The following is a 19,294-nucleotide window of genomic DNA, read 5'->3' on the forward strand; positions in this document are numbered from 1 at the left end:
ATCCTAACTACTTGTACTAAGTTCTACCCACCCTATATCTTCTGACAATATTACACACCTCAAATGGTTTATTGTTCCTTTAACCATCTCGAAACTCTTCAAAAGTCTCATCTGCAAACTCTTTGATTTTTATTTTCAACTTTCGACTGATCCATAAGAATTGCCCCAATTCTCTGATAGAAAAGTATTTGATATAGAGGAAATCTATACCATCTGCTTTTTTGTTTGTAAAAATACCATTAAGGACCGAAATCCGTTAAAATAAACATTATCGATTTTAGAATAGTTTTTCACAAATAGTAAATGTCTAACAGTACTCGTAATTGATACTAAGCATGAGATAAGTGTAGAAGAATGGAACATTTGCCTGAAAGTTAGAAGTTGTATCCATAGTGAGAGGATTTGAGTTTGAAATGATAGATAATTTTTGGCGTGATTTACCACGACCGTTTTTTGTACTTGCACCAATGGAGGATGTGACAGATGTCGTTTTTCGTCACGTAGTAAGGGAAGCCGGTAGACCGGATGTGTTTTTCACAGAGTTTACGAACTCAGACAGCTATTGTCACCCAGAGGGCATGAAAAGTGTGCGTGGACGTTTGACTTTTACAGAAGATGAACAGCCAATGGTGGCACATATTTGGGGAGATAATCCCGAGTATTTTCGTCAAATGAGTATTGGCATGGCAGAGCTAGGATTTAAAGGCATCGATATTAATATGGGCTGCCCTGTACCGAATGTGGCAACGAGAGGGAAAGGTAGTGGCCTTATTCTTCGTCCTGACGTTGCGGCAGAACTTATTCAAGCGGCAAAAGCGGGCGGCCTGCCTGTCAGCGTGAAAACACGACTTGGCTTTAACGAGCTAAATGAGTGGGAGGAGTGGCTAACACATATTCTCGAACAGGATATTGCGAATCTTTCTATTCATTTACGTACAAGAAAGGAAATGAGCCAAGTAGATGCGCATTGGGAGCTAATACCGGAAGTCAAAAAATTACGTGACCGTATCGCACCAAATACGCTGCTAACAATTAATGGAGACATCCCTGACCGCCAAGTAGGGTTGCAGCTTGCTGAAAAATATGGCATTGATGGCGTTATGATCGGTCGAGGTATTTTTAAAAATCCCTTTGCTTTTGAAAAAGAGCCAAAAGAGCATACCAGTAAAGAATACCTGGATCTCTTAAGACTGCAGCTTGATCTTCAAGATCAATATGCAGAAGAAGTACCACGTTCTATCTCAGGACTTCATCGCTTTTTCAAAATTTATGTCAAAGGATTCAGTGGAGCTGGCAACTTAAGAAACCAACTGATGAACACGAAATCAACAGATGAAGTGCGGGCATTGCTTGATAATTTTGAAAGAGAAGGTTGATGGGAACAGACGGGGACAGTGAAATGGAGTAATTCTCGAAAAGGTTAAACAGAGGTGTTAATGCCTCTGTTTTATGTTTTTTCAGAATTAATCATGGTGGAACGGTAACATTAGTAACTGCAGTTTTTTATTTTTTTAATTACTTAGAATAAATATTGGTGTTTTAAACAAAGAGGAGAGTCAATATGGAAGTAGTCTATTTTGCAGGCGGATGTTTATGGGGAGTACAAGCGTTTATAAAAACTTTACCGGGTGTGACATTTACAGAAGCGGGAAGAGCGAATGGAACAACTCATATTCTTGAGGGTGATTATGATGGCTATGCGGAATGTGTAAAAACAGAATTTGATCCCAAAGTTGTAACGATTACGGATTTAATGGGATACTTATTTGAAATTATTGATCCTTATAGTTTGAATAAACAAGGACAGGATGTTGGTGAGAAATACAGAACAGGAGTATATAGTGAAAAGCCTGAACACTTACAAGAGGCGAACGCGTTTCTTAGTGAGAGAAAGGATTATGACCTCATCGTTGTTGAAGTATTACCTCTTACAAACTATGTGAGAAGTGCAGAAGAACATCAAGATAGGTTAGCAAGATGTCCAAATGATTATTGTCATATTCCAGAAGATATATTAAATAAATATAAGTAAGTAAACGGAAGTGAAAAGGGACAAGGGGACAGGTGATCGCAAGCTTACGCTTTAAAGAGTAGATGAATCGACCATTTTTTCCACCAGATCTAATCTACAAGCTTGGAAGAGATAATAAAACAACATTGGATTGCTCAACCAATGCTGTTTTTGCCTCTTAATTAACCACGGTGAACTGTACCACAAATAGTGGTAAAACGAAGAGTGGAATTAGTTTTGGATAGTCGAAAAATTAATGGAATGTTAAAATAGTTGTAGAAGAGATACTGTTTATTAACGGTATCTTTTTTTGTTATAGGAAAGTGGGTGTTTTATGGAGATAATCGCATTTATTATAATCATTTTAATCGCTTCCGTACTTCAAACGAGTACAGGATTTGGATTTTCAATTTTGGCTACTCCATTTCTTCTTTTAATATTTGAACCAATTGAGGCAATTCAAATAAACTTAATATTGTCTTTAATTATTTCTAGTGCATTAATAATGAAAATTAGAAAGGATATTGATTTTGGCATCCTTCGAAGATTTGTGATAGGAAGTGTTACTGGTCTGCCCATTGGAATTATGATTTTCTTGTTAGTTGATATAAATAGATTAAAGTTGGGAGTGAGTCTTATTATCTTAGTATTAACAATAATGCTCATTCTTAAGTTTCGAATTAATCAAAATAAGAAGAGAGATTTAATTGTTGGTGGACTATCAGGTTCATTCACAACAAGTATAGGTATGCCCGGACCGCCATTATTATTATATTTTTCAGGAACAGATACTCAAAAAGAAAAATTAAGAGGTACTACACTAGCCTTTTATTTATTTATATACTTTGTTAGTTTAATCATCCAAGTGATTTTTGCTGGAACAAATAAGACAATCTGGTTATCAAGTTTATGGGCCTTACCTTTGGTATTTATAGGATTGTATTTGGGACAACTATTATTTAAAAGGATTAATCAAAATGGTTTTCGTATATTTACATATATAATCTTATTGTTTACAGGGATTTACTTGCTTATTGAGAGTTTGGGATTATTATAATCAATAAGGTAGCAATATCTGTTTTACTACAACCAAAATGCTGAACCGTACCAGTAAATGAGGTTTTTAAATATAGATTTAGGAGAGATCACTATGGTAACTATTCGACAAATCTATCAGAAAAATTATCCTACAGGTAAAAAAGTATTTTATAAATATACGTCAGAGAAATATTATGAATTCTATTTTGAAAGTAATGACAAGGGTTGGAATTTCTCTTTAATAGAAGGAACTTTTAAAGAGCTTTTTGAAAAAAATTATGAAGAAGAAATCTTTGAGCCATATAAGGAAGGTTCGGAGGTTTTTTTGGCGGAGCTTAACGAAGAAGAAGCTGCTGTTATGGTAATACAACATATGGAATGGAATAATACATTATTAATTCATGATTTATATGTAGATAATCGATTCAAGAAAAATGGGATTGGTAGTAGTTTAATTGAAGTAGCTAAAAAGAGAGCAATAGAGTTGAGTGTCAGAGCGATTACCTTAGAAACGCAAACATCTAATTATCCAGCCATCCAATTCTATAAGAAAAATGGTTTTGAATTAATTGGATTTAATAATATTTCTTATTCAAATGAAGATGTAAAGAAGAATGAAGTGCGTATAGAAATGGGCTATACATTATGAAAAGCAAGAAAGCAAGGGGACGGTTCTAATCTGGGACATTCGGAAGTTTTGCTCAATTATAGAAGCTCTATGTAGTGTACTATCACTATGTAATTAGAAGAACATCTTAATATTTTCATACATCGCAAAATTTTTGAATGCCCTAGCAAGAAGGAAGTTTTTTTGTTTTTGTGAAATATCTTCGAAATTTATATTCAAATTTCCTTCTTCTGCTGCTTCTATGTTGAAAAGGAGGCGGGAGGGCCAGTCTCTTTGCATTTTTTTTGTTTTAGCTCTGTTAAAAGGATGAGTGTTGAGTGTTTCTCCAGCACAGCCCATTGGAAAGCTAAGTCTTTTGGTGAAATCAATAGCGGTGTTTAACACAGCCTCTATTTCATGAAAAAGTGTAACATATGAACGTTCCTCACGTCCTTAGAATAAGCAAATTTTCGATAGCAATAGAGAAGGGGTTTGAAGTTAAAAGTTATAAGCAAAGAAATGATTGAAATTTTCTTCTGACGAACAGGGTTAGTCATAAAGATTCTGATCTTTTTTTAAAACACTAATTCTCTTTGTGAGCGGTAGTGCTTTTTTGAGGAAAAATAGTCCAATAATTAAGAGAGTAATATTCATTAATGCATCTGAGAGGTTTATTTCCATCTCAATAAAAGAACTTACAATTAGATCAGATATTAAAAAAAATGTCGGTAATATAAATATAACTGCTAGTATATACCAGATGATGTTAATCCTTTGATAATGATCTATTTTTGATTGTATATCTGAATAAATAGCAAACTCACCTAATAGGGCTTTTCTTCTAAAATACTGCCATCTGTTAATGGCAGCGATATGCTCAATCTCCATCTCATTCATAAAGTCTAAGTCAGTGTCTTTTTCTGGGGTTGTTGCTTCTTTTAAGAATTCAATTCGATACGAGAATTCCCCTGGTTCACATGCCTCAAAATAATAATAATTATTAGTAATTTTACTAAGTGCCTGTCCTTGTTTGCACATATTGTTTATCCAATTCTCTTCTTTTTCATAGTCCAGAAATACATTCTTGAAAATATTACGTCGTACTATTTTAGTCATCCTTAATCCCCCTCCACCATTTACAAGCCATGATATTATTTCTTTCAACCTTTTTATTTCAAATAGAAGTGCATGTGACCGGCTTCCGTTAGAAAGTATTCTTTTCTTATAGTGTTATCTTTTGAAGAATTAAATGTAGGCAAGTCGGTCATTCGTCAGACACTTAAAATTATACAAAATCCCATAGCCATGAGTGGTTTTGATAGGAACAAAGAGGTGGATAAAGGGACTCTGTCATTAAAGAAGTGCACATCAATACAAAAGCTTTCCTGCTGGTAAAGAAAGCATTTATTTATTCTGCATATCTCTTTCTTGCATTTTTTTAACATTATCTGAGTGGTATGGGGACCCGTCAACTTCATTTACCACACTAAAAGGGTTACCATCTAAGTCATAGAAATCAAAAAATTTCATCCCACCAAAATCATCGATTTCGGATGTAACTATGCCATTGTTTTTAAAATGCTGATGGGCAGTTTCAATATCATCAACGATAAAATTATAATAAGAATTCTTCTGGTTACCTTTTGTGACAAACTCAGTGGACTGTGGGGATTCAACTTTAACCAAAGCTAATTGTGTTGACCCTATTGGTAAATAAAAGCCAGCACCATTTTCCCAACTATCAATTTTTTTTACACCAAGAAATTTTACATACCAATCTGTAGATCTTTCAATGTTTGTAACTGGAATAAATATACTACCTACTTTAAACATTATTTTCCTCCTTAAAATGAAATTCCTACTTATAACGTATATAATAGTGAAAAAGTTACACTTATAAATAAAATTTTTATATAAAGGTGACAAGATATGGTTTTTGAAGGTTTAGAGTTTGAGATTAATAAACTTTATAAATATTGCTTGAAGTTGTCAGGGTCACATTGGATAGCAGAGGATCTAGTACAAGAAACGATGCTAAAGGTTTATAAAATTAAAAATACCGAACCGCAAAGAGAGATTACATTTTCATTTTTATGTACTGTAGCTAAAAATCATTTTATCGATGAAAAGAGGAGAAAGAAAGAAAGTGTTCATTTTAATGAAGATTTATATGGAGAAGAGTATGATAATTCTATAGATTATTATAGTTTAATTGAAGTTCTACTTTCAACCTTACCTTTAAAACAGTCTATGCTTATTACCTTGAAGGATGTATTTGGCTACACAACAAAAGAAATAGCTGTAATGTTAAGAGTAAGTAATGAAGCTATTAAAACAGCACTTCACCGTTCTAGGAAGAAACTAAAATTAGTAAATGATATAGATAGGAGAATTCTAAAGCCTAACCAAGAGGTTATTATAGCACTCTCAAGGGCAATTCAGGAATCTAACCCGAAGCAAATTTTTTATTATTATCGACTATTAGAATCACAAAACTTTCAAGTAAGAAGAGATTCCGTAAATTCTGTATTCTATGTTATAGACCCGGATGGAAACATTTTAGAAATAAATTACTAGTAGGTTAAAAGATAACTTATAAGGAAGCTGCACTGACGTTAACCTTATCCTAAGTAAAAGTAGCCTTAATTCACCAATAGCAAAAAAAAAGTATCAAAGAATAACGGACATTCTTTGATACTTTCTTCATCTCCTCATATATGCCAAGCGTTGATACCCTCAAGCAGTCTTTTCTTTTTGATCCAAATAATAACTAAGGAAAGTAAGCAGACTTGCACAGACTGCGACGATACCGGCAACCCAGGTGACATTCAGTAGGCTGCCCTGGTGGTAGACGGCTCCACCTAAGGCAGAACCAAAGGCAATGCCGACGTTGCTTGCTACAGGCATGAGGGAGGCAGCGAGTCCAGTGGCTTTTGGCTGATAGATTCCGGCAAGGTCTATTAAGTAAAGTTGTGTGGATGTTGTCAAGAGAATAGCCATTAAAGACATAACTCCAATGTTTACAAGTCCAAGTACAAAATGACCGGTTGTCCAGAATAAGCTAGTCAGAACAACGGCTTGCACGAGAAAGACAAACCGAAGGCGGCCGATCGCATTGTGGCTGGCGATTTTACCGGCTAGGATGTTGCTGAAAATCGAAATGAATCCATAACCAAATAATATTAGGCTAATGGAGTAGATAGGAGCTCCCATTTCCTTCAGTATAGGAACTAGGTACGTAAATACAACGTAGGTTGCCCCGAATCCAAGTGCAGGAATGAAAAAAGCGATCAGTATTCGTGGATTGGTCAATAAAGAAACCCGATCCCGTATCGAACTGCGTATTTGGCTGAGCTTGTCTGGCAGGACGAAAAAGGAAGCCAGGAAGGCCACTCCTCCAAGGAAAGTAGTCAACATGAAAGTGGCATTCCAGCTGAACCAGGATGCCATCACCGTTCCAATTGGCACGCCAACCACATTCGCAAGGGTAAAGCCGCCGAAAACGAATGAAATCGCAAGTCCACGCTTTGCTGCTGGCATGGTTTCACTTGCAACAATCATGGCTAGAGAGATCAAAACTCCCGTAACAATTGCCGTCATTATTCGAAAAGTGAGTAGCATGCTGTAGGTTGTCGAAATGGCGGACAAAGCATTGAAGATAATGAAGGCCGCTATTAAAAACAACATCCATTTACGCTTTGGAAAATGACTAGTTGCTGACATCACGATTGGGGTTGCGATGGCAAACGTAATCGCAAACGCAGAAACAAGTGTACCTGCTTTTGCATTTGACATATCAAAGCTAGAAGAAATATCCGTCAAGATTCCTACTATCACAAATTCGCTTGTACCAAGAACAAACGTTAATAAAGAAAGTGTTAAAATGAGCAACCAATGTTGCCTCGTTAATTTTGTAGAGTCCATAAATACCTCTTTTCCTAGCTGAATGGAGATGTGTTATATGGTAGAAATACAACTTAAACATCATACCATAATACTACTTTGTCATGAAATTTACTCGAAATCCCCGGTAAGGCTTGGGTCCGAGATGCTTTTAGTGGAGGATTGCAGAATCTTTCTAGATTCATAGCAAGAAAAGTTGTGGTTAAAAGTTTATAAGCATAGTGATTTTTAAACAAACGTTTGATTGAACCCATTTAAAAAATCAAACAGATCAACTGATACAACTGTTCTGTTTAGGATACTTTTTAAATTGCTATTTTATAAAAATTATATAATGTTTAGAAGGTGGTTTTCCTACAGGTGTAGCAATTTAAGAAGGATGGATGATGAAAATACCTTGGACCGATAACAAGCAGCCCAAATTAAGTTTTAGAACCGTGTGTAAGAGGTATAGCAATCTTTATGGATGTGAAATAGGATCTGTGGAGGTAATTTTATGCGGTTCGGTGGGTTATGGCTTGTTATTCTAGCAGCAATATTATGGGGGCTTACTGGAGGACTTGGCGGCTTCTTAATGGATAAAGGATGGGATCCCTTGGTGATTTCCTTTTATAGGGGAACTGTGGGGTTACTCTTCATTTTTATATGGTTCTTGTTCAAGCCAAGCAAGTGGAACAGGCAGCTGCTGTTATGGTCTGTTGTGGCAGGTATTGGAGTAGCTGGTAATATGGCTTTTTATTTTGTCAGTATTTCAGAGGCCAGTATTGCCGTAGCAGCAACATTGATGTACACTGCGCCTATTTTTGTTTTCCTTATTTCTTTTCTATTCCGTCTTGAGAAGGCTTCCTTTTATAAATGGCTGGCTATTGGTTTTGTGATGGGTGGAGTAGTATTGCTGACAGAGGTTTACGAGATTGGCGCTGACAACATCACGATGCTTGGAATTGTTACAGGGTTAGGCGCAGGCTTATCGTATGCATTGTTTATCTTTGGGTTTAAATATGCATCCAAGCACGGACAGCCACAAGGTATTCTAACGATTGCATTCCTTGTCTTTACGATAATAATGCTGTTTTTCATTGACCACAGTGAAGCAGTTTCCGTCTTTTCCTCATCTGACTTATTCTGGATGATTCTTTTAGGAGTATTCGGTGCGGGCCTGTCATTCTTCTTATATGTAGCCGGTTTAAAACGAACCTCACCGACTGCGGCTTCCATCATTGCAATGGTGGAACCGGTCACTGCATCCCTTTTTGGTTTCCTTGTTCTGAGTGAACTGCTTACATTGCCCCAGCTTGGAGGAATGGGGATAATCCTTGTGACAGTAACCATCTTAAGTGTGAAGCAGAGCTGAAAAAAGCACCTTTAATTTTACCTTTAACCAAAATGGGGTCTTTTTTTGAATGGCTGTGTTAAACGCCGCTGTTGATTTCCGCAAAAGGCTACGCGTTCCACGGGGCGGTGCTGGAGCCTCCTCGGCTGTGCCTGCGGGGTCTCCAGTCTACCGCTATCTCCCGTTGGAGTCTCCGCCTTTTGCTCCAATCATCGCTAGAATAGCACTTTTATCAACACGCAACTTTAACACAGCCTTGAATAAAAGAAGAGATATTCTACCCACCTTAATAAAGTTAAGTAAACTTAAAGGTCGCCTTTTTCACCTAGCCTCGTTCCGCTTTGCTTCTAGCATTCAGCTCCCACGTTATGCAGTAAGTTTATTAAAATATCGCCTCAATCCCTCGCCAAGTATATTAAATGTAAAGATGAGATACATAATGGCTACAGCGGCATTCATCGGAATCCATAATGCCGTATAGATATCCTTCCTTGCTTCCCCTAAAAGAGTTGGCCAGTTGAAACTGGTATTCCTTATTTCACTGTACCCACTTGCCAATTGAACAAATTCCTGGGTAACAAAGATCGATAATATTCCTAGTTGCCCGATAATCAAGGCTACCCTTCCCATGTCAAAGCAGAAGTTGACAACAAGAGAGGGTAATAGATTAGGAAGATAGTAATTTGCTGAAAGTCCTATTGGTTTCATCCCGATAGTGACTCCTGCATCTATAAACGGCTTGTTTTTTATTTGAAGGATCTGATCTTTCATCAAGACACCCACTCTGCCCACCTCAACTAGAGCAATACTGAATATGACGACCCAGAACCTGTTCTCCATAAAGAGCAGCAAAGGCAGGTTGAAAAAAAGAACTGCAAAAAAGATGACCGGCAAACTCGAAAACGTCTGATCCCACACATATAGTAGATTAGAGATGAATCTTCCTTTAAAGGAAGCAATCATCCCAAGCAAGATTCCAAAGAAATAACGTATCACGGTAATAAATATAATTATCATCAAGGTATCCTTCGCACCTACGACCAATACACTGAGCAGATTTCTTCCTTCTCGGTCGGAACCGGTAGGAAAATCGGCAGAAGGTGGGAACGGAGCGGTCTCTATCACCCCGGGCTCTGGGAAATGAACACGGGCTCCCTCTATTCCCTCTTTAACATAAGGGACAAACGGACCAATAAATGTTAGAAATACTAGGATAAATAGCATGATCGAACCTGTAAGCAGATATTTGTTATGTAACATATGTGAATCACCCCCCTTTTTTTATAAATTTCGCCAGCAAGAACAGTTTTAAAATATGGACAAATAGTACGGTGAGCATAAAGCATAGGACAAGTCCGAGGACAAGTTCCGCTTCTATGCTTCCTGACATACCTGTGCTTATGGAGGATTGTCGTCCACCCAAAGCTACAAATAGCCTGTTTGCAGCGCCCTCAAAACCTGTCAAGTACTCAATCATCAGCAGATTAGATATGATGACAATAATAATTGTTGGCAGGTGGGAAATAATATCAGCCAGGCTGTTTTTCATGATGTGCCTCTTAATTACCTGGGAGCTCGAGTTTCCTTTGGAAAAAGCCGTTCGTATATAATCCTGTCCATCCTGATTAAGCAGGGACACATTCGTTAATCTAGCCACATACATCATCGGATAGATGGAAGCCAGCAAAGCAGGAGCTGCAAAACTGTACCAATTATTGTTGCTGAAAATCTCCCCATGCGGAAGAAAATAAAAGGAAATCCAAAAAAATAAAATGACAAGGAAAAAATCCGGTATTGATTGAAAGACCCAGGTTGTCCCGTTGCCGATAATATTTTTTCTTGTATGCAAGTTTCTATAGTCATAAATGCCCTTCCATATTCCTAAGCAAAGACTAGTAATAAATGCAATGCTAATTACCAGAAGGCTTTTTGGATAATATCGCAGGATTTCCTCCTCTGCTGTCGTAAATTGGAATCTTGTGCCACCGAGGCTTTTTTCCATCCATAAGTGCTGAAAGAACTGGCTGATATTTTCTTTGTACAGATTCATATCAAAGTGGTAGTTAAAATCAAGGGTACCTGCAATTCCGTATCCATGAATTGTCGGAGACCTTGGGAAAAAGACCATTAAAACAATAAATATTAGTGCAAACATAACTGCTACTGTTAACCTTATAGTTTCTTTTTTTAGTTCCATCGATTTTCCCCTTTTAATTCTTTTTCTATCAAATCTCATTAATAGATCTCTAGGTTTACTATCATCTCGCTTCTGCCAAATAAGTGTTTGCTCCCCCTAAAAAGTTGAGCCTGTTTGTTAAAAGCCTCCCTTTTGTAGCCTACCGACATCGTAAGCTTTATGAATTTTGCGCCATAGATTTCATGATGCTGCTTCAAAAAAAGCGTTTGAAAAGTAGAAGAAAATGGCTGCACAGATGGTAAAAGATAGAAAAGTAAGCAAACATCTCACACACACCCGATTTATTAATCTATATTTTACCATATGGCAGTTATACAAAACAGAATATTCAGGAAATGAACACCGAGCATTGTATCACTTATGATTATTGCTACGGTTAATATCAAATTAAAACTTTCATAGAAAAAATCTGCTAAGATTAAGATACAAGGAGGTGGACATATGCTGTTCGTGGCTGTTTTGACGTGTTTATTTTGGTTTGTGGTATGGCTCGACGCTTCTACTGGAATGAAGAAGTTAACTAATATGGAAGAGGTTGTGGAGGATAAGAGTCTCTTTCAAAATGGTCCACTTGTCTCTATTATTGTGGCTGCAAGGAATGAAGAAGAAAGGATAGAAGAGAGTCTTCTTTCCCAATTCTCACAATCCTATTCTTCTATCGAGTGGATTGTAGTGAACGACAGATCCACAGATGCAACGGGAGCGATAATAGACCGCTTAGCTCGAAAAGAACCTAGAATGACAGTGATTCATCTTGATTCCATAGAAAAAGGGTGGCTGGGAAAAAACCATGCCCTTTATCAGGGCTTTAGTGTAAGCAATGGGGAGTACCTCCTTTTCACTGATGCCGATATTATATTTGAAAAAAGCACCGTCACGAAAGCAGTCACCTATTTTCAACAATATAAACTAGCACATTTGACACTTGCTCCCAACTTAAAAGGGAAGGGGTTTTGGACAAATGCATTCATTTCCTTCTTTCTGTTTGGCTTCTCCTATTTTAAAAGACCTTGGAAATCAAATGATGAGAAAAGCAAGGCTGCTATTGGAATCGGAGCTTTTAATCTGATAACGCGAGAGGCATATGAGGAGGTTGGAACGCATCAAAATATCAGAATGCGACCAGACGATGATTTAATGCTTGGCCTTCAAATTAAAAAGGCTGGCAAGCGTCAACACCTCGCCCTCGCACAGAAATTGCTGGAGGTGGAATGGTATCCATCTTTGCGTTCAGCGCTTAAGGGTTTAGAAAAGAATACATTCGCCGGCCTTTTTTATAGTTATTCCATGGTTCTATTTGCAATTTGCGGCCTATTCATTTCCCAGATTTGGCCTTTCCTCGCGCTGTTTATTACAAGGGGAATGCCGCAAGCCATGTTCTTGATAAGTATTTTGCTTATTTTTCTCTCCTATCATCAGTCAGCAAATAAGATGACCAAAGGAGCGAATCGATACTTTATCGTTTTTCCTATTACAGCTCTCATTTTTATATTCAGTATCTTCAGGGCTACCCTTTTGACTGCAGTTCGTGGTGGCATAATCTGGCGGGGGACATTTTATTCTCTAAAGGAACTTAAGAAATGACGAAAGCCAAAAAACGTCAGGGATGTTATTCCTGATGTTTATAGGCTAGTCTGAAGAATGATTTGATACGAAGCTATTGCAAGAGGAATAATAGAAACTAGCTACAACCATAATTTTTTTTGCAAACCCAATAACCAAGATTGCTAGACCTAAAATTAGCACACCAATCATTGATAAGCGTCATTACAATTCACACACCTTCCAAATTACAATATAGTGTAATGCTAATAGGGTGTTTCGAGCAATATAATCTAAGTATTATTAATTCTATATAGAAAATGAACAAGCCAAAATATCAAGTGGTATACCTCGAACTTGAATATTTCGGCTTGTATTCACCATTACTTTTTATATTTTTTTCCATCAACTCTAAATAAATAAAGCGCCATGGACAGATAGGTCAACAATAGTAGCACCAAAAAGACTGGTGTGGAAAAGACATTTTGGACTAACATAAGAATTTCACCTCAAGAATGGTTTAATCAATAGAGTGGAGCCGGAAACATGAAATAGAAGAGTGCTGCTGCTGGTATTGCAAGAATAAGAGCCACAGCTGGTTTTCTATAATGAATGAGTAAGAACATAAACAATATGGCGTTTAACCAGATATTTTGCCAGCTATTCCATCCCTCTCCGTAGACATACATTGCTTTATGCGCAAATAATGCCTCAATAATGGTGTAAAAAATAACCCAAACTGCTACATAGATAATCTTTGCATTTCGAGCTTCAGGCATACGCTGGAAAAAAATAATTAAGGTCACCGGACATATGTAGAACGTGAAAAATAAATTAATCGTCGTATGGTTTAGCCATTCTGCGGTGATTCCCTGAAACGCCCAAAGTAACTGGTCATGATAAATGGTGTTATACGTCATGTTGATGGCAATGAAAAATAAAACTGTAGGATATTGGTCTTTTACACGATGCCAATCTATAAATTTATAAGCAAATAAAGTCCAAACTACTAAAACTAATAAAAGATACATGGTCCACCTCCCGATAATAGTAACTATCAGGCATTATAGCCAGTATTATCACCAACTATGCAATGAATATAGTTTTTTTTACTTAAATTCCAACAATTCTACATTGAGTGAAAATTCACAAGCTGATGTGAAAGATAGTGATAGGGTCATAGAATTTTTATGTAAGTTGACTCACTTAAGTGTGAGCCGGCTCTTTAGGGTTGTTATTGACAGCCAAGAAATGTAAGGAATAAAGTCCCTCTTAATGTGACAACCTGTCGTCCACAATCGTCAATGGTAACGGTAGGACGGAATACACCTATCCCTGCAGTATCCACACAATCATCAATGCACCCTTGAGGGCACATGTATCCTAATACCTGATTAACAGATACGTCCTGTCCCAAACCAAGTTTGCAAGGTGGTCCAAAACGAAATCCTGGTGTGTTGGGAATTAAATCTCCTATATTAATGAAAAGTCTCACAGTACCCAAAATACGGATTGCCTCAATATTAAATTGGCAAGTAATTGTTCCCCCGCATGGGTTTGGGGCGGTCCCCATTACCTCTTCAATTCTAGTTGCACAGCTCAGGTCACTTTCGTCTACACAAACGCTAAGGCTGTCAAATCCGCTAAATTCAAACGTGAAACCATCTGGAACGATCGTACTGGCACAAAACTCAATCGTACCGCTGCAAGTCTGTTGCTCGACGTCAATCCTATCTACCATCTGACCTTCTGCATTAAAATAAACTACTTCTTTGTTGTTTTTCATAAGAATCTGCTCCTTTTTAAATAGTCGTACATCGTTCTATCCACACTCTTGAATGGCAAAAAAAATGTTCCTTGCTCAATATAAAGGTAATCTACTATTTCACCTACTTCTTAAAAATAAATAGTATCTTTTATCCCTTTAATTATTTATATGACTACACAACTATTTTGAAAGGGACAAGGGCCTTGCAGATTGAAAGAAATGTTTTTACGAGAGTGAAATGATAGGAGAGTTGAAAGAATGCTAACTGCAATTTGGAGAGAGTTAGTGTCTTTAAGTAGTGAGCGAGGAAACAGAAATTATGGGAAATTGAGTGTTTGAATACGCGATTTTGCTAACTTAAAGAAAAGTGGGTCGAGGGACCTGTCCCCATGACCCAGACCCATAATTGCCTCAAGAGCTAATTGCTTATATACTTAATCAGTAAGCATCAAATAAATCGCTTAAAAATGAAACTTTCTTTTTATGAGGACGTATAATTGTATGTGAATCTAAATCTCACAGTATAGAGGTGTTGTAATGAGTTTTTTCAAAAAGCTTTTCGGAAACAAAGAGGTGGTTCGGGAGGTTAAGGAAAGAACAATATTATCCATTGAAGTGGGAGATATTGTGGAATATGACCTTGAGGATTATCAGGTTGTGGGTAAATTGACTTATAATTCTCATGGCTATGAGTGGATTGCCTACCAGCTTCAGCATCCCGATAAAACCATCTGGCTTAGTGCTGAAATGGACGATGAGCTGAATGTAGGGATATATCAGAAGGTAACACTTAAGTTGCAAGAGCCATTGCCTAAAGAACTAACCTATAATGGTAAAACGTATTACTTTGATGAGTCGGGTGTAGCTAGAGTCAATGGTGAAGGCAGAGGTAGAAACGTTAACAATATGGAATGTAAGTATTTTGGTTACTGTGATGAGGAAGAAGAAGAATTCTTATCTGTTGAAATATGGGGTACTGAAGTGGAAGTAAGCCATGGTTATGAGATAGAGGAATTTGAAATTAAAATTATTGCAGGCCAATAATAAATAGGAGGAATGGATATGTTTGCATTTTTTAAACGAGTAAAAACGGTTGTTGATTCTGAGTTGAATTCTATGCTTGATCGGGCGGAAGATCCGGTTAAAATGCTTGATCAATTTATGAGAGAAATGGAATCAGATATACGTGATGCTGAAACGGCGGTAGCGAACCAAATTGCAAACGAAAAGATGTTGCAAAAGAAGCTTCAGGATGCTGAAAAGATGATGAACCAGCGTGAAAGTCAAGCCATTAAAGCATTAGAAGCTGGAAACGATGATTTGGCTAGAAGAGCTTTGGAGGACAAAAATGCGTATCTTTCGACGGCTAACTCCTTAAGAGAATCTCATATTATAGCGAAAAAAGATGCAGATGCACTTAGAGCTAAGCTTGACGAAATGAAAAGCGAATATAATGAAATGAAGTTGAAGAAGGATTCCTTGAAGGCAAGAGCGGAATCTGCTAAAACCAGAACGAAAATGAATCGTGCAATGTCGAGCATCGGTGGAGATGAAGGGCGAAAAGGCTTTGAGCGCATGGAGGAAAAAGTAATGCGATTTGAAGCTGAGGCAGAAACAAGTGATGACCTTCGTAGCTCAAGCCGCAGCTTAGATGATGAACTTGCAGCATTGGACAAAGGTAATGCCGTTGATGATGAACTTGCAGCATTGAAGAAAAAGCTTGGAAAAGAATAACTTCTCCTAGCTTGGTAGAATAAGGATTTGTTAAACCTTGGGGTTGATTTTACGATGCCCCTAGCTGTTGATTGGAGCGAAAGGCGTAGACTCTTACGGGAGGTAGTGGAGGCCACTGAAAAAATGAAAACATATAGTTTTTGGTGGCTTCTAGCTGTGAATTGGAGCAAATGGCGTAGACTCCAGCGGGGGTATAGCGACAAACTTGAGACCCCGCAGGGCATAGCCCGAGGAGGCTCAAGGTCGCCCCGCGGAAAGCGAAGCCATTTGCGGAAAGTAACAGCGGTGTTTAACAGAGCTTAGAAGAAAAGAACTCGAGAATAATGGCGTAAACTGAATAGAAAGTGGGGGAACCGATGAGAAAACCACTTCTTAGCCTCCTGCTCACTTTTACTCTACTGCTATCTGCATGCTCATCAGGAAATGGTGGGCTGTTTAAAGATGACATTGTGGACTTTATCAGCAATGAGTATAGAATTTATGATACTGTTTCTAGCGTAAGGGACTCAGCGAATTTTTCAGAAATCTACATTGCAGAAAATCGGGATATGGATGACGTAACATCGAATATTACATCCCATGAACAACCCGAGGAGATGAGTGAGAGGAAGGACGGAAAGCAAGTTCTAGTATATGACAATCTTTTTGTTATCATAACAGAGGATGAAGAAAACCCGTCCAATACCTTTATTGAAGTAGCGAACGATAAGTTTGTACGAAATAATTATAGTCCTGACTTTTTTGACGGCTTATTTCTATACATGGTATTGAATAACCTGTTGCGTACTAATGACTGGGGCGATACCCAGAAGCTAAGATGTCAACAAAACCCTGAAAATTGCTACGGCGGTTATGGAAAATCAGGTGGAAGTTTTAAAGGAAGCAATCAAACCCCAACTATCCGTAGTGGAAGCTCGCCTGTTCGCGGCGGCGGACCTGGAGCTGGGAAATAGAAGAAGGAGGAAGTCATATGGAAGCTATTTTACTAACCTTAATGTATTTTGTACTTGCCGTAGCGATTGTCATTGTTGGATTAGTTATTTTTGAAATGATGACAAGGAAATATAAGGACTGGGATGAAATTCAAAGTGGAAACCAGGCAGTAGCACTTTCGATTACAGGAAAAGTGATAGGAATTTGTATTGTCCTCGCATTTTCTATCTATCACAGCTCGCAATTACTTGATACATTACTGTGGGGCGGGATCGGTGTGGTCCTTCAAGTGATCGCCTATATATTATTTGAATTATTCACTAGAAAGTTTTCTGTTGAAGAAGAATTGAAAAAGGGTAATGTTTCTGTGGCGATTATTAGTGTAGGTGTCTCTATTGGATTAGCTTTAGTAATTGGCGCGTCCATTACGTAAGCTCTTTTCAATGATTATTGCTTACAGGTAAGTTGATCAACCCGATACAATCGTTGCTGTCGGGCTCTTTTTTTGTGTATTTTAGAGAAGATCTTCTTCATTTCCAAATTGATTTTTTACGAAAATCCAGAACGGAGTTTAACACACCCAAGAAAAATAGCTTACCTAAAATATGGTGACTATTACGTAAAATCTCCAGATAGGGGCTTGGAAGATGCAAACTAGTCAAAATAAAACCAATGCCATTTACTGGTCTTCAGGAATTGTATCTATTTGTGGAATTATCTATGAAGTATTATTTGGAGCAGCAGGTTCTTATATCTTGGGAGATGGGGTTAAACAATATACTTTGACCATCTCCCTTTTTCTTACTGGGATGGGAATTGGGTCTTTCATAAGCGAGAAGGTTACACGAAATTTAATTATATCCTTTGTGTGGATTGAGTTTCTTATTGCCATCATCGGCGGGGTATCTACGTTTATTCTTTTTGGTGTAACAGCCTTTTTGGCCGATGGAACGGATGCGTTTTTCCTCTATTTTGTCACCCTTTTAGTGGGAACATTGACGGGTGTAGAGCTGCCAATCCTGATACGGAAAGCGAATGAGATTGGAGAAACGTTGAACAGAAGTGCAGCGAGAGTTCTCTTTTCGGATTACGCTGGGGGCTTGTTAGGCGGTCTTTTGTTTTTATATTTGCTTCGCCCACAATTTGGTTTAGTCAAAACAGCTTTTATTGTTGCGACCATCAATGCATGTGTTGCTCTTTGGCTTTTATATTATTTCAGGGATGAGATTAAGCGGGTGAAGAGGCACGCATCTGCAGGGATTTTAATTATTCTCCTCCTTTTTAGCGGGATATTTTTCGGCGAGGAAATGGCTTTTAGTTTTGAGCAAAGGCTGTACCGTGATCCCATTGTGTATAATGAGCAAAGCACCTATCAGCAAATTATTTTAACAAAAGAGCAAGGTGATTTGAGGATGTTCCTCGATGGACAGCTCCAATTCAGTTCCGCTGATGAATACCGGTACCATGAAACGCTTGTGCATCCGGCAATGGAGCTAAGTGAAAACAGGGAAAATGTGCTGGTTTTAGGCGGTGGAGATGGTTTAGCGGTTCGGGAGCTTCTGAAATATGATGACATTCGATCCGTTACGCTTGTTGACCTCGATCCTAACGTCGTTGAATTAGCAAAAACGAACCATGATCTTGTGGCGCTCAATGAAAGAGCCTTTGAGGATAAAAGAGTGAAGGTCGTTCATGAAGATGCGTTTAAGTTTCTGAAGAATTCATCGGACTTTTACGGAACGATCCTTGTGGACTTACCGGACCCAAACAATGAATCATTAAATAAACTATATACATTAGAGTTTTACCAATTAGTTCGTAACCACTTGCTCCCTGGGGGAAGTATCATGATCCAAGCTACAAGCCCAACCTTTGCCACTGAAGTGTACTGGAGCATTAATCGGACAGTTCAAGAGGCGGGTCTTGAAACATCTAATCTTCATGTCGATATTCCAAGCTTTGGGGATTGGGGGTTTGTTTTAGCAAAACGCGAACCAATTAGTTGGGATGACATTTCTATTAGGGTAGAGACGGAATTTTTATCAACTGAAGTGTTAACCGGACTGCGTTCATTCGGTAAGGATGTTGATGGAGAAATAGTGAATGAAGATGGAGAGCTGGTGGAGCTTGAAGTTAATACACTTATCGATCCCAATTTGCTTGAGAAGTATTTGAAGGCTTGGAGGGAATATTAAGTATGTGGACGTGTGCTGTATTTTTAACTAATG

At 37.9% G+C, this 19,294-nt stretch carries 19 protein-coding genes; 12 read left to right on the forward strand and 7 right to left on the reverse strand.

Features of this window, described 5'->3' with window-relative positions; translation table 11 throughout:
- The first annotated feature begins 392 nt into the window (after window positions 1-392).
- The 4 genes from K9B36_RS11440 to K9B36_RS11455 all read left to right on the forward strand — a co-directional run bounded on the left by K9B36_RS11440 (window position 393) and on the right by K9B36_RS11455 (window position 3,698).
- Complete coding sequence (locus K9B36_RS11440; RefSeq protein ID WP_317889873.1) at window positions 393-1,376, forward strand: tRNA dihydrouridine synthase; 984 nt, start codon at window positions 393-395, stop codon at window positions 1,374-1,376.
- Between the two features lie 185 nt (window positions 1,377-1,561).
- Window positions 1,562-2,032: a peptide-methionine (S)-S-oxide reductase gene (locus K9B36_RS11445; RefSeq protein WP_223702194.1), complete on the forward strand. Its 471-nt coding sequence runs from the start codon at window positions 1,562-1,564 to the stop codon at window positions 2,030-2,032.
- Between the two features lie 313 nt (window positions 2,033-2,345).
- Complete coding sequence (locus K9B36_RS11450; protein ID WP_223702195.1) at window positions 2,346-3,068, forward strand: sulfite exporter TauE/SafE family protein; 723 nt, start codon at window positions 2,346-2,348, stop codon at window positions 3,066-3,068.
- A 93-nt stretch (window positions 3,069-3,161) separates the two neighbouring features.
- Window positions 3,162-3,698, forward strand: coding sequence for a GNAT family N-acetyltransferase (locus K9B36_RS11455; RefSeq protein ID WP_223702196.1), 537 nt, complete (start codon window positions 3,162-3,164; stop codon window positions 3,696-3,698).
- A gap of 507 nt (window positions 3,699-4,205) precedes the next feature.
- On the opposite strand, the gene K9B36_RS11460 is transcribed toward K9B36_RS11455, so the two are convergent.
- Complete coding sequence (locus K9B36_RS11460; protein WP_223702197.1) at window positions 4,206-4,772, reverse strand: DUF2812 domain-containing protein; 567 nt, start codon at window positions 4,770-4,772, stop codon at window positions 4,206-4,208.
- Window positions 4,773-5,060: 288 nt separating this feature from the next.
- Window positions 5,061-5,489, reverse strand: coding sequence for a VOC family protein (locus tag K9B36_RS11465; RefSeq protein ID WP_223702198.1), 429 nt, complete (start codon window positions 5,487-5,489; stop codon window positions 5,061-5,063).
- A 96-nt stretch (window positions 5,490-5,585) separates the two neighbouring features.
- On the opposite strand from K9B36_RS11465, the gene K9B36_RS11470 reads away from it, so the two are divergent.
- Complete coding sequence (locus tag K9B36_RS11470) at window positions 5,586-6,233, forward strand: RNA polymerase sigma factor (RefSeq protein ID WP_223702199.1); 648 nt, start codon at window positions 5,586-5,588, stop codon at window positions 6,231-6,233.
- 159 nt (window positions 6,234-6,392) lie between these two features.
- Here the strand turns inward: K9B36_RS11470 and K9B36_RS11475 are convergent, their stop codons facing one another.
- Complete coding sequence (locus tag K9B36_RS11475) at window positions 6,393-7,580, reverse strand: MFS transporter (protein WP_223702200.1); 1,188 nt, start codon at window positions 7,578-7,580, stop codon at window positions 6,393-6,395.
- A 475-nt stretch (window positions 7,581-8,055) separates the two neighbouring features.
- Here K9B36_RS11475 and K9B36_RS11480 point away from each other — a divergent pair, with 475 nt between their 5' ends.
- Window positions 8,056-8,913: a DMT family transporter gene (locus K9B36_RS11480; RefSeq protein ID WP_223702201.1), complete on the forward strand. Its 858-nt coding sequence runs from the start codon at window positions 8,056-8,058 to the stop codon at window positions 8,911-8,913.
- Between the two features lie 345 nt (window positions 8,914-9,258).
- Here K9B36_RS11480 and K9B36_RS11485 read toward each other — a convergent pair whose 3' ends face one another.
- The gene (locus K9B36_RS11485) at window positions 9,259-10,152 is read right to left on the reverse strand and encodes an ABC transporter permease (RefSeq protein ID WP_223702202.1); all 894 of its coding nucleotides are present in this window, start codon (window positions 10,150-10,152) and stop codon (window positions 9,259-9,261) included.
- Between the two features lie 7 nt (window positions 10,153-10,159).
- Window positions 10,160-11,089, reverse strand: a complete 930-nt coding sequence (locus tag K9B36_RS11490; RefSeq protein WP_223702203.1) for an ABC transporter permease subunit — start codon at window positions 11,087-11,089, stop codon at window positions 10,160-10,162.
- 441 nt (window positions 11,090-11,530) lie between these two features.
- On the opposite strand from K9B36_RS11490, the gene K9B36_RS11495 reads away from it, so the two are divergent.
- The gene (locus K9B36_RS11495; protein ID WP_223702204.1) at window positions 11,531-12,673 is read left to right on the forward strand and encodes a glycosyltransferase; all 1,143 of its coding nucleotides are present in this window, start codon (window positions 11,531-11,533) and stop codon (window positions 12,671-12,673) included.
- A gap of 482 nt (window positions 12,674-13,155) precedes the next feature.
- On the opposite strand, the gene K9B36_RS11500 is transcribed toward K9B36_RS11495, so the two are convergent.
- Entirely contained in the window at window positions 13,156-13,662 is a 507-nt protein-coding gene (locus tag K9B36_RS11500; RefSeq protein ID WP_223702205.1) for a CBO0543 family protein, read from the reverse strand.
- A 203-nt stretch (window positions 13,663-13,865) separates the two neighbouring features.
- Entirely contained in the window at window positions 13,866-14,417 is a 552-nt protein-coding gene (locus tag K9B36_RS11505; protein ID WP_223702206.1) for a hypothetical protein, read from the reverse strand.
- Between the two features lie 519 nt (window positions 14,418-14,936).
- Here K9B36_RS11505 and K9B36_RS11510 point away from each other — a divergent pair.
- The 5 genes from K9B36_RS11510 (at window position 14,937) to K9B36_RS11530 (ending at window position 19,261) form a co-directional block, all read left to right on the forward strand.
- A complete protein-coding gene (locus tag K9B36_RS11510; protein WP_223702207.1) occupies window positions 14,937-15,443 on the forward strand; it encodes a DUF4178 domain-containing protein in 507 nt (168 codons plus the stop codon).
- Window positions 15,444-15,461: 18 nt separating this feature from the next.
- A complete protein-coding gene (locus K9B36_RS11515) occupies window positions 15,462-16,133 on the forward strand; it encodes a PspA/IM30 family protein (RefSeq protein WP_223702208.1) in 672 nt (223 codons plus the stop codon).
- A 356-nt stretch (window positions 16,134-16,489) separates the two neighbouring features.
- Window positions 16,490-17,086, forward strand: a complete 597-nt coding sequence (locus K9B36_RS11520; RefSeq protein ID WP_223702209.1) for a DUF4247 domain-containing protein — start codon at window positions 16,490-16,492, stop codon at window positions 17,084-17,086.
- A 17-nt stretch (window positions 17,087-17,103) separates the two neighbouring features.
- A complete protein-coding gene (locus tag K9B36_RS11525; protein ID WP_223702210.1) occupies window positions 17,104-17,499 on the forward strand; it encodes a DUF350 domain-containing protein in 396 nt (131 codons plus the stop codon).
- A 214-nt stretch (window positions 17,500-17,713) separates the two neighbouring features.
- Window positions 17,714-19,261 carry a polyamine aminopropyltransferase gene (locus K9B36_RS11530; RefSeq protein WP_223702211.1) on the forward strand — a complete coding sequence of 516 codons (1,548 nt, stop codon included), beginning with the start codon at window positions 17,714-17,716 and terminating at the stop codon, window positions 19,259-19,261.
- The last annotated feature ends 33 nt before the right edge of the window (window positions 19,262-19,294 follow it).

Source organism: Sutcliffiella deserti, from assembly GCF_020037475.1.
In the GTDB taxonomy this organism is placed as follows: Bacteria; Bacillota; Bacilli; order Bacillales; family Bacillaceae_I; genus Sutcliffiella_A; species Sutcliffiella_A deserti.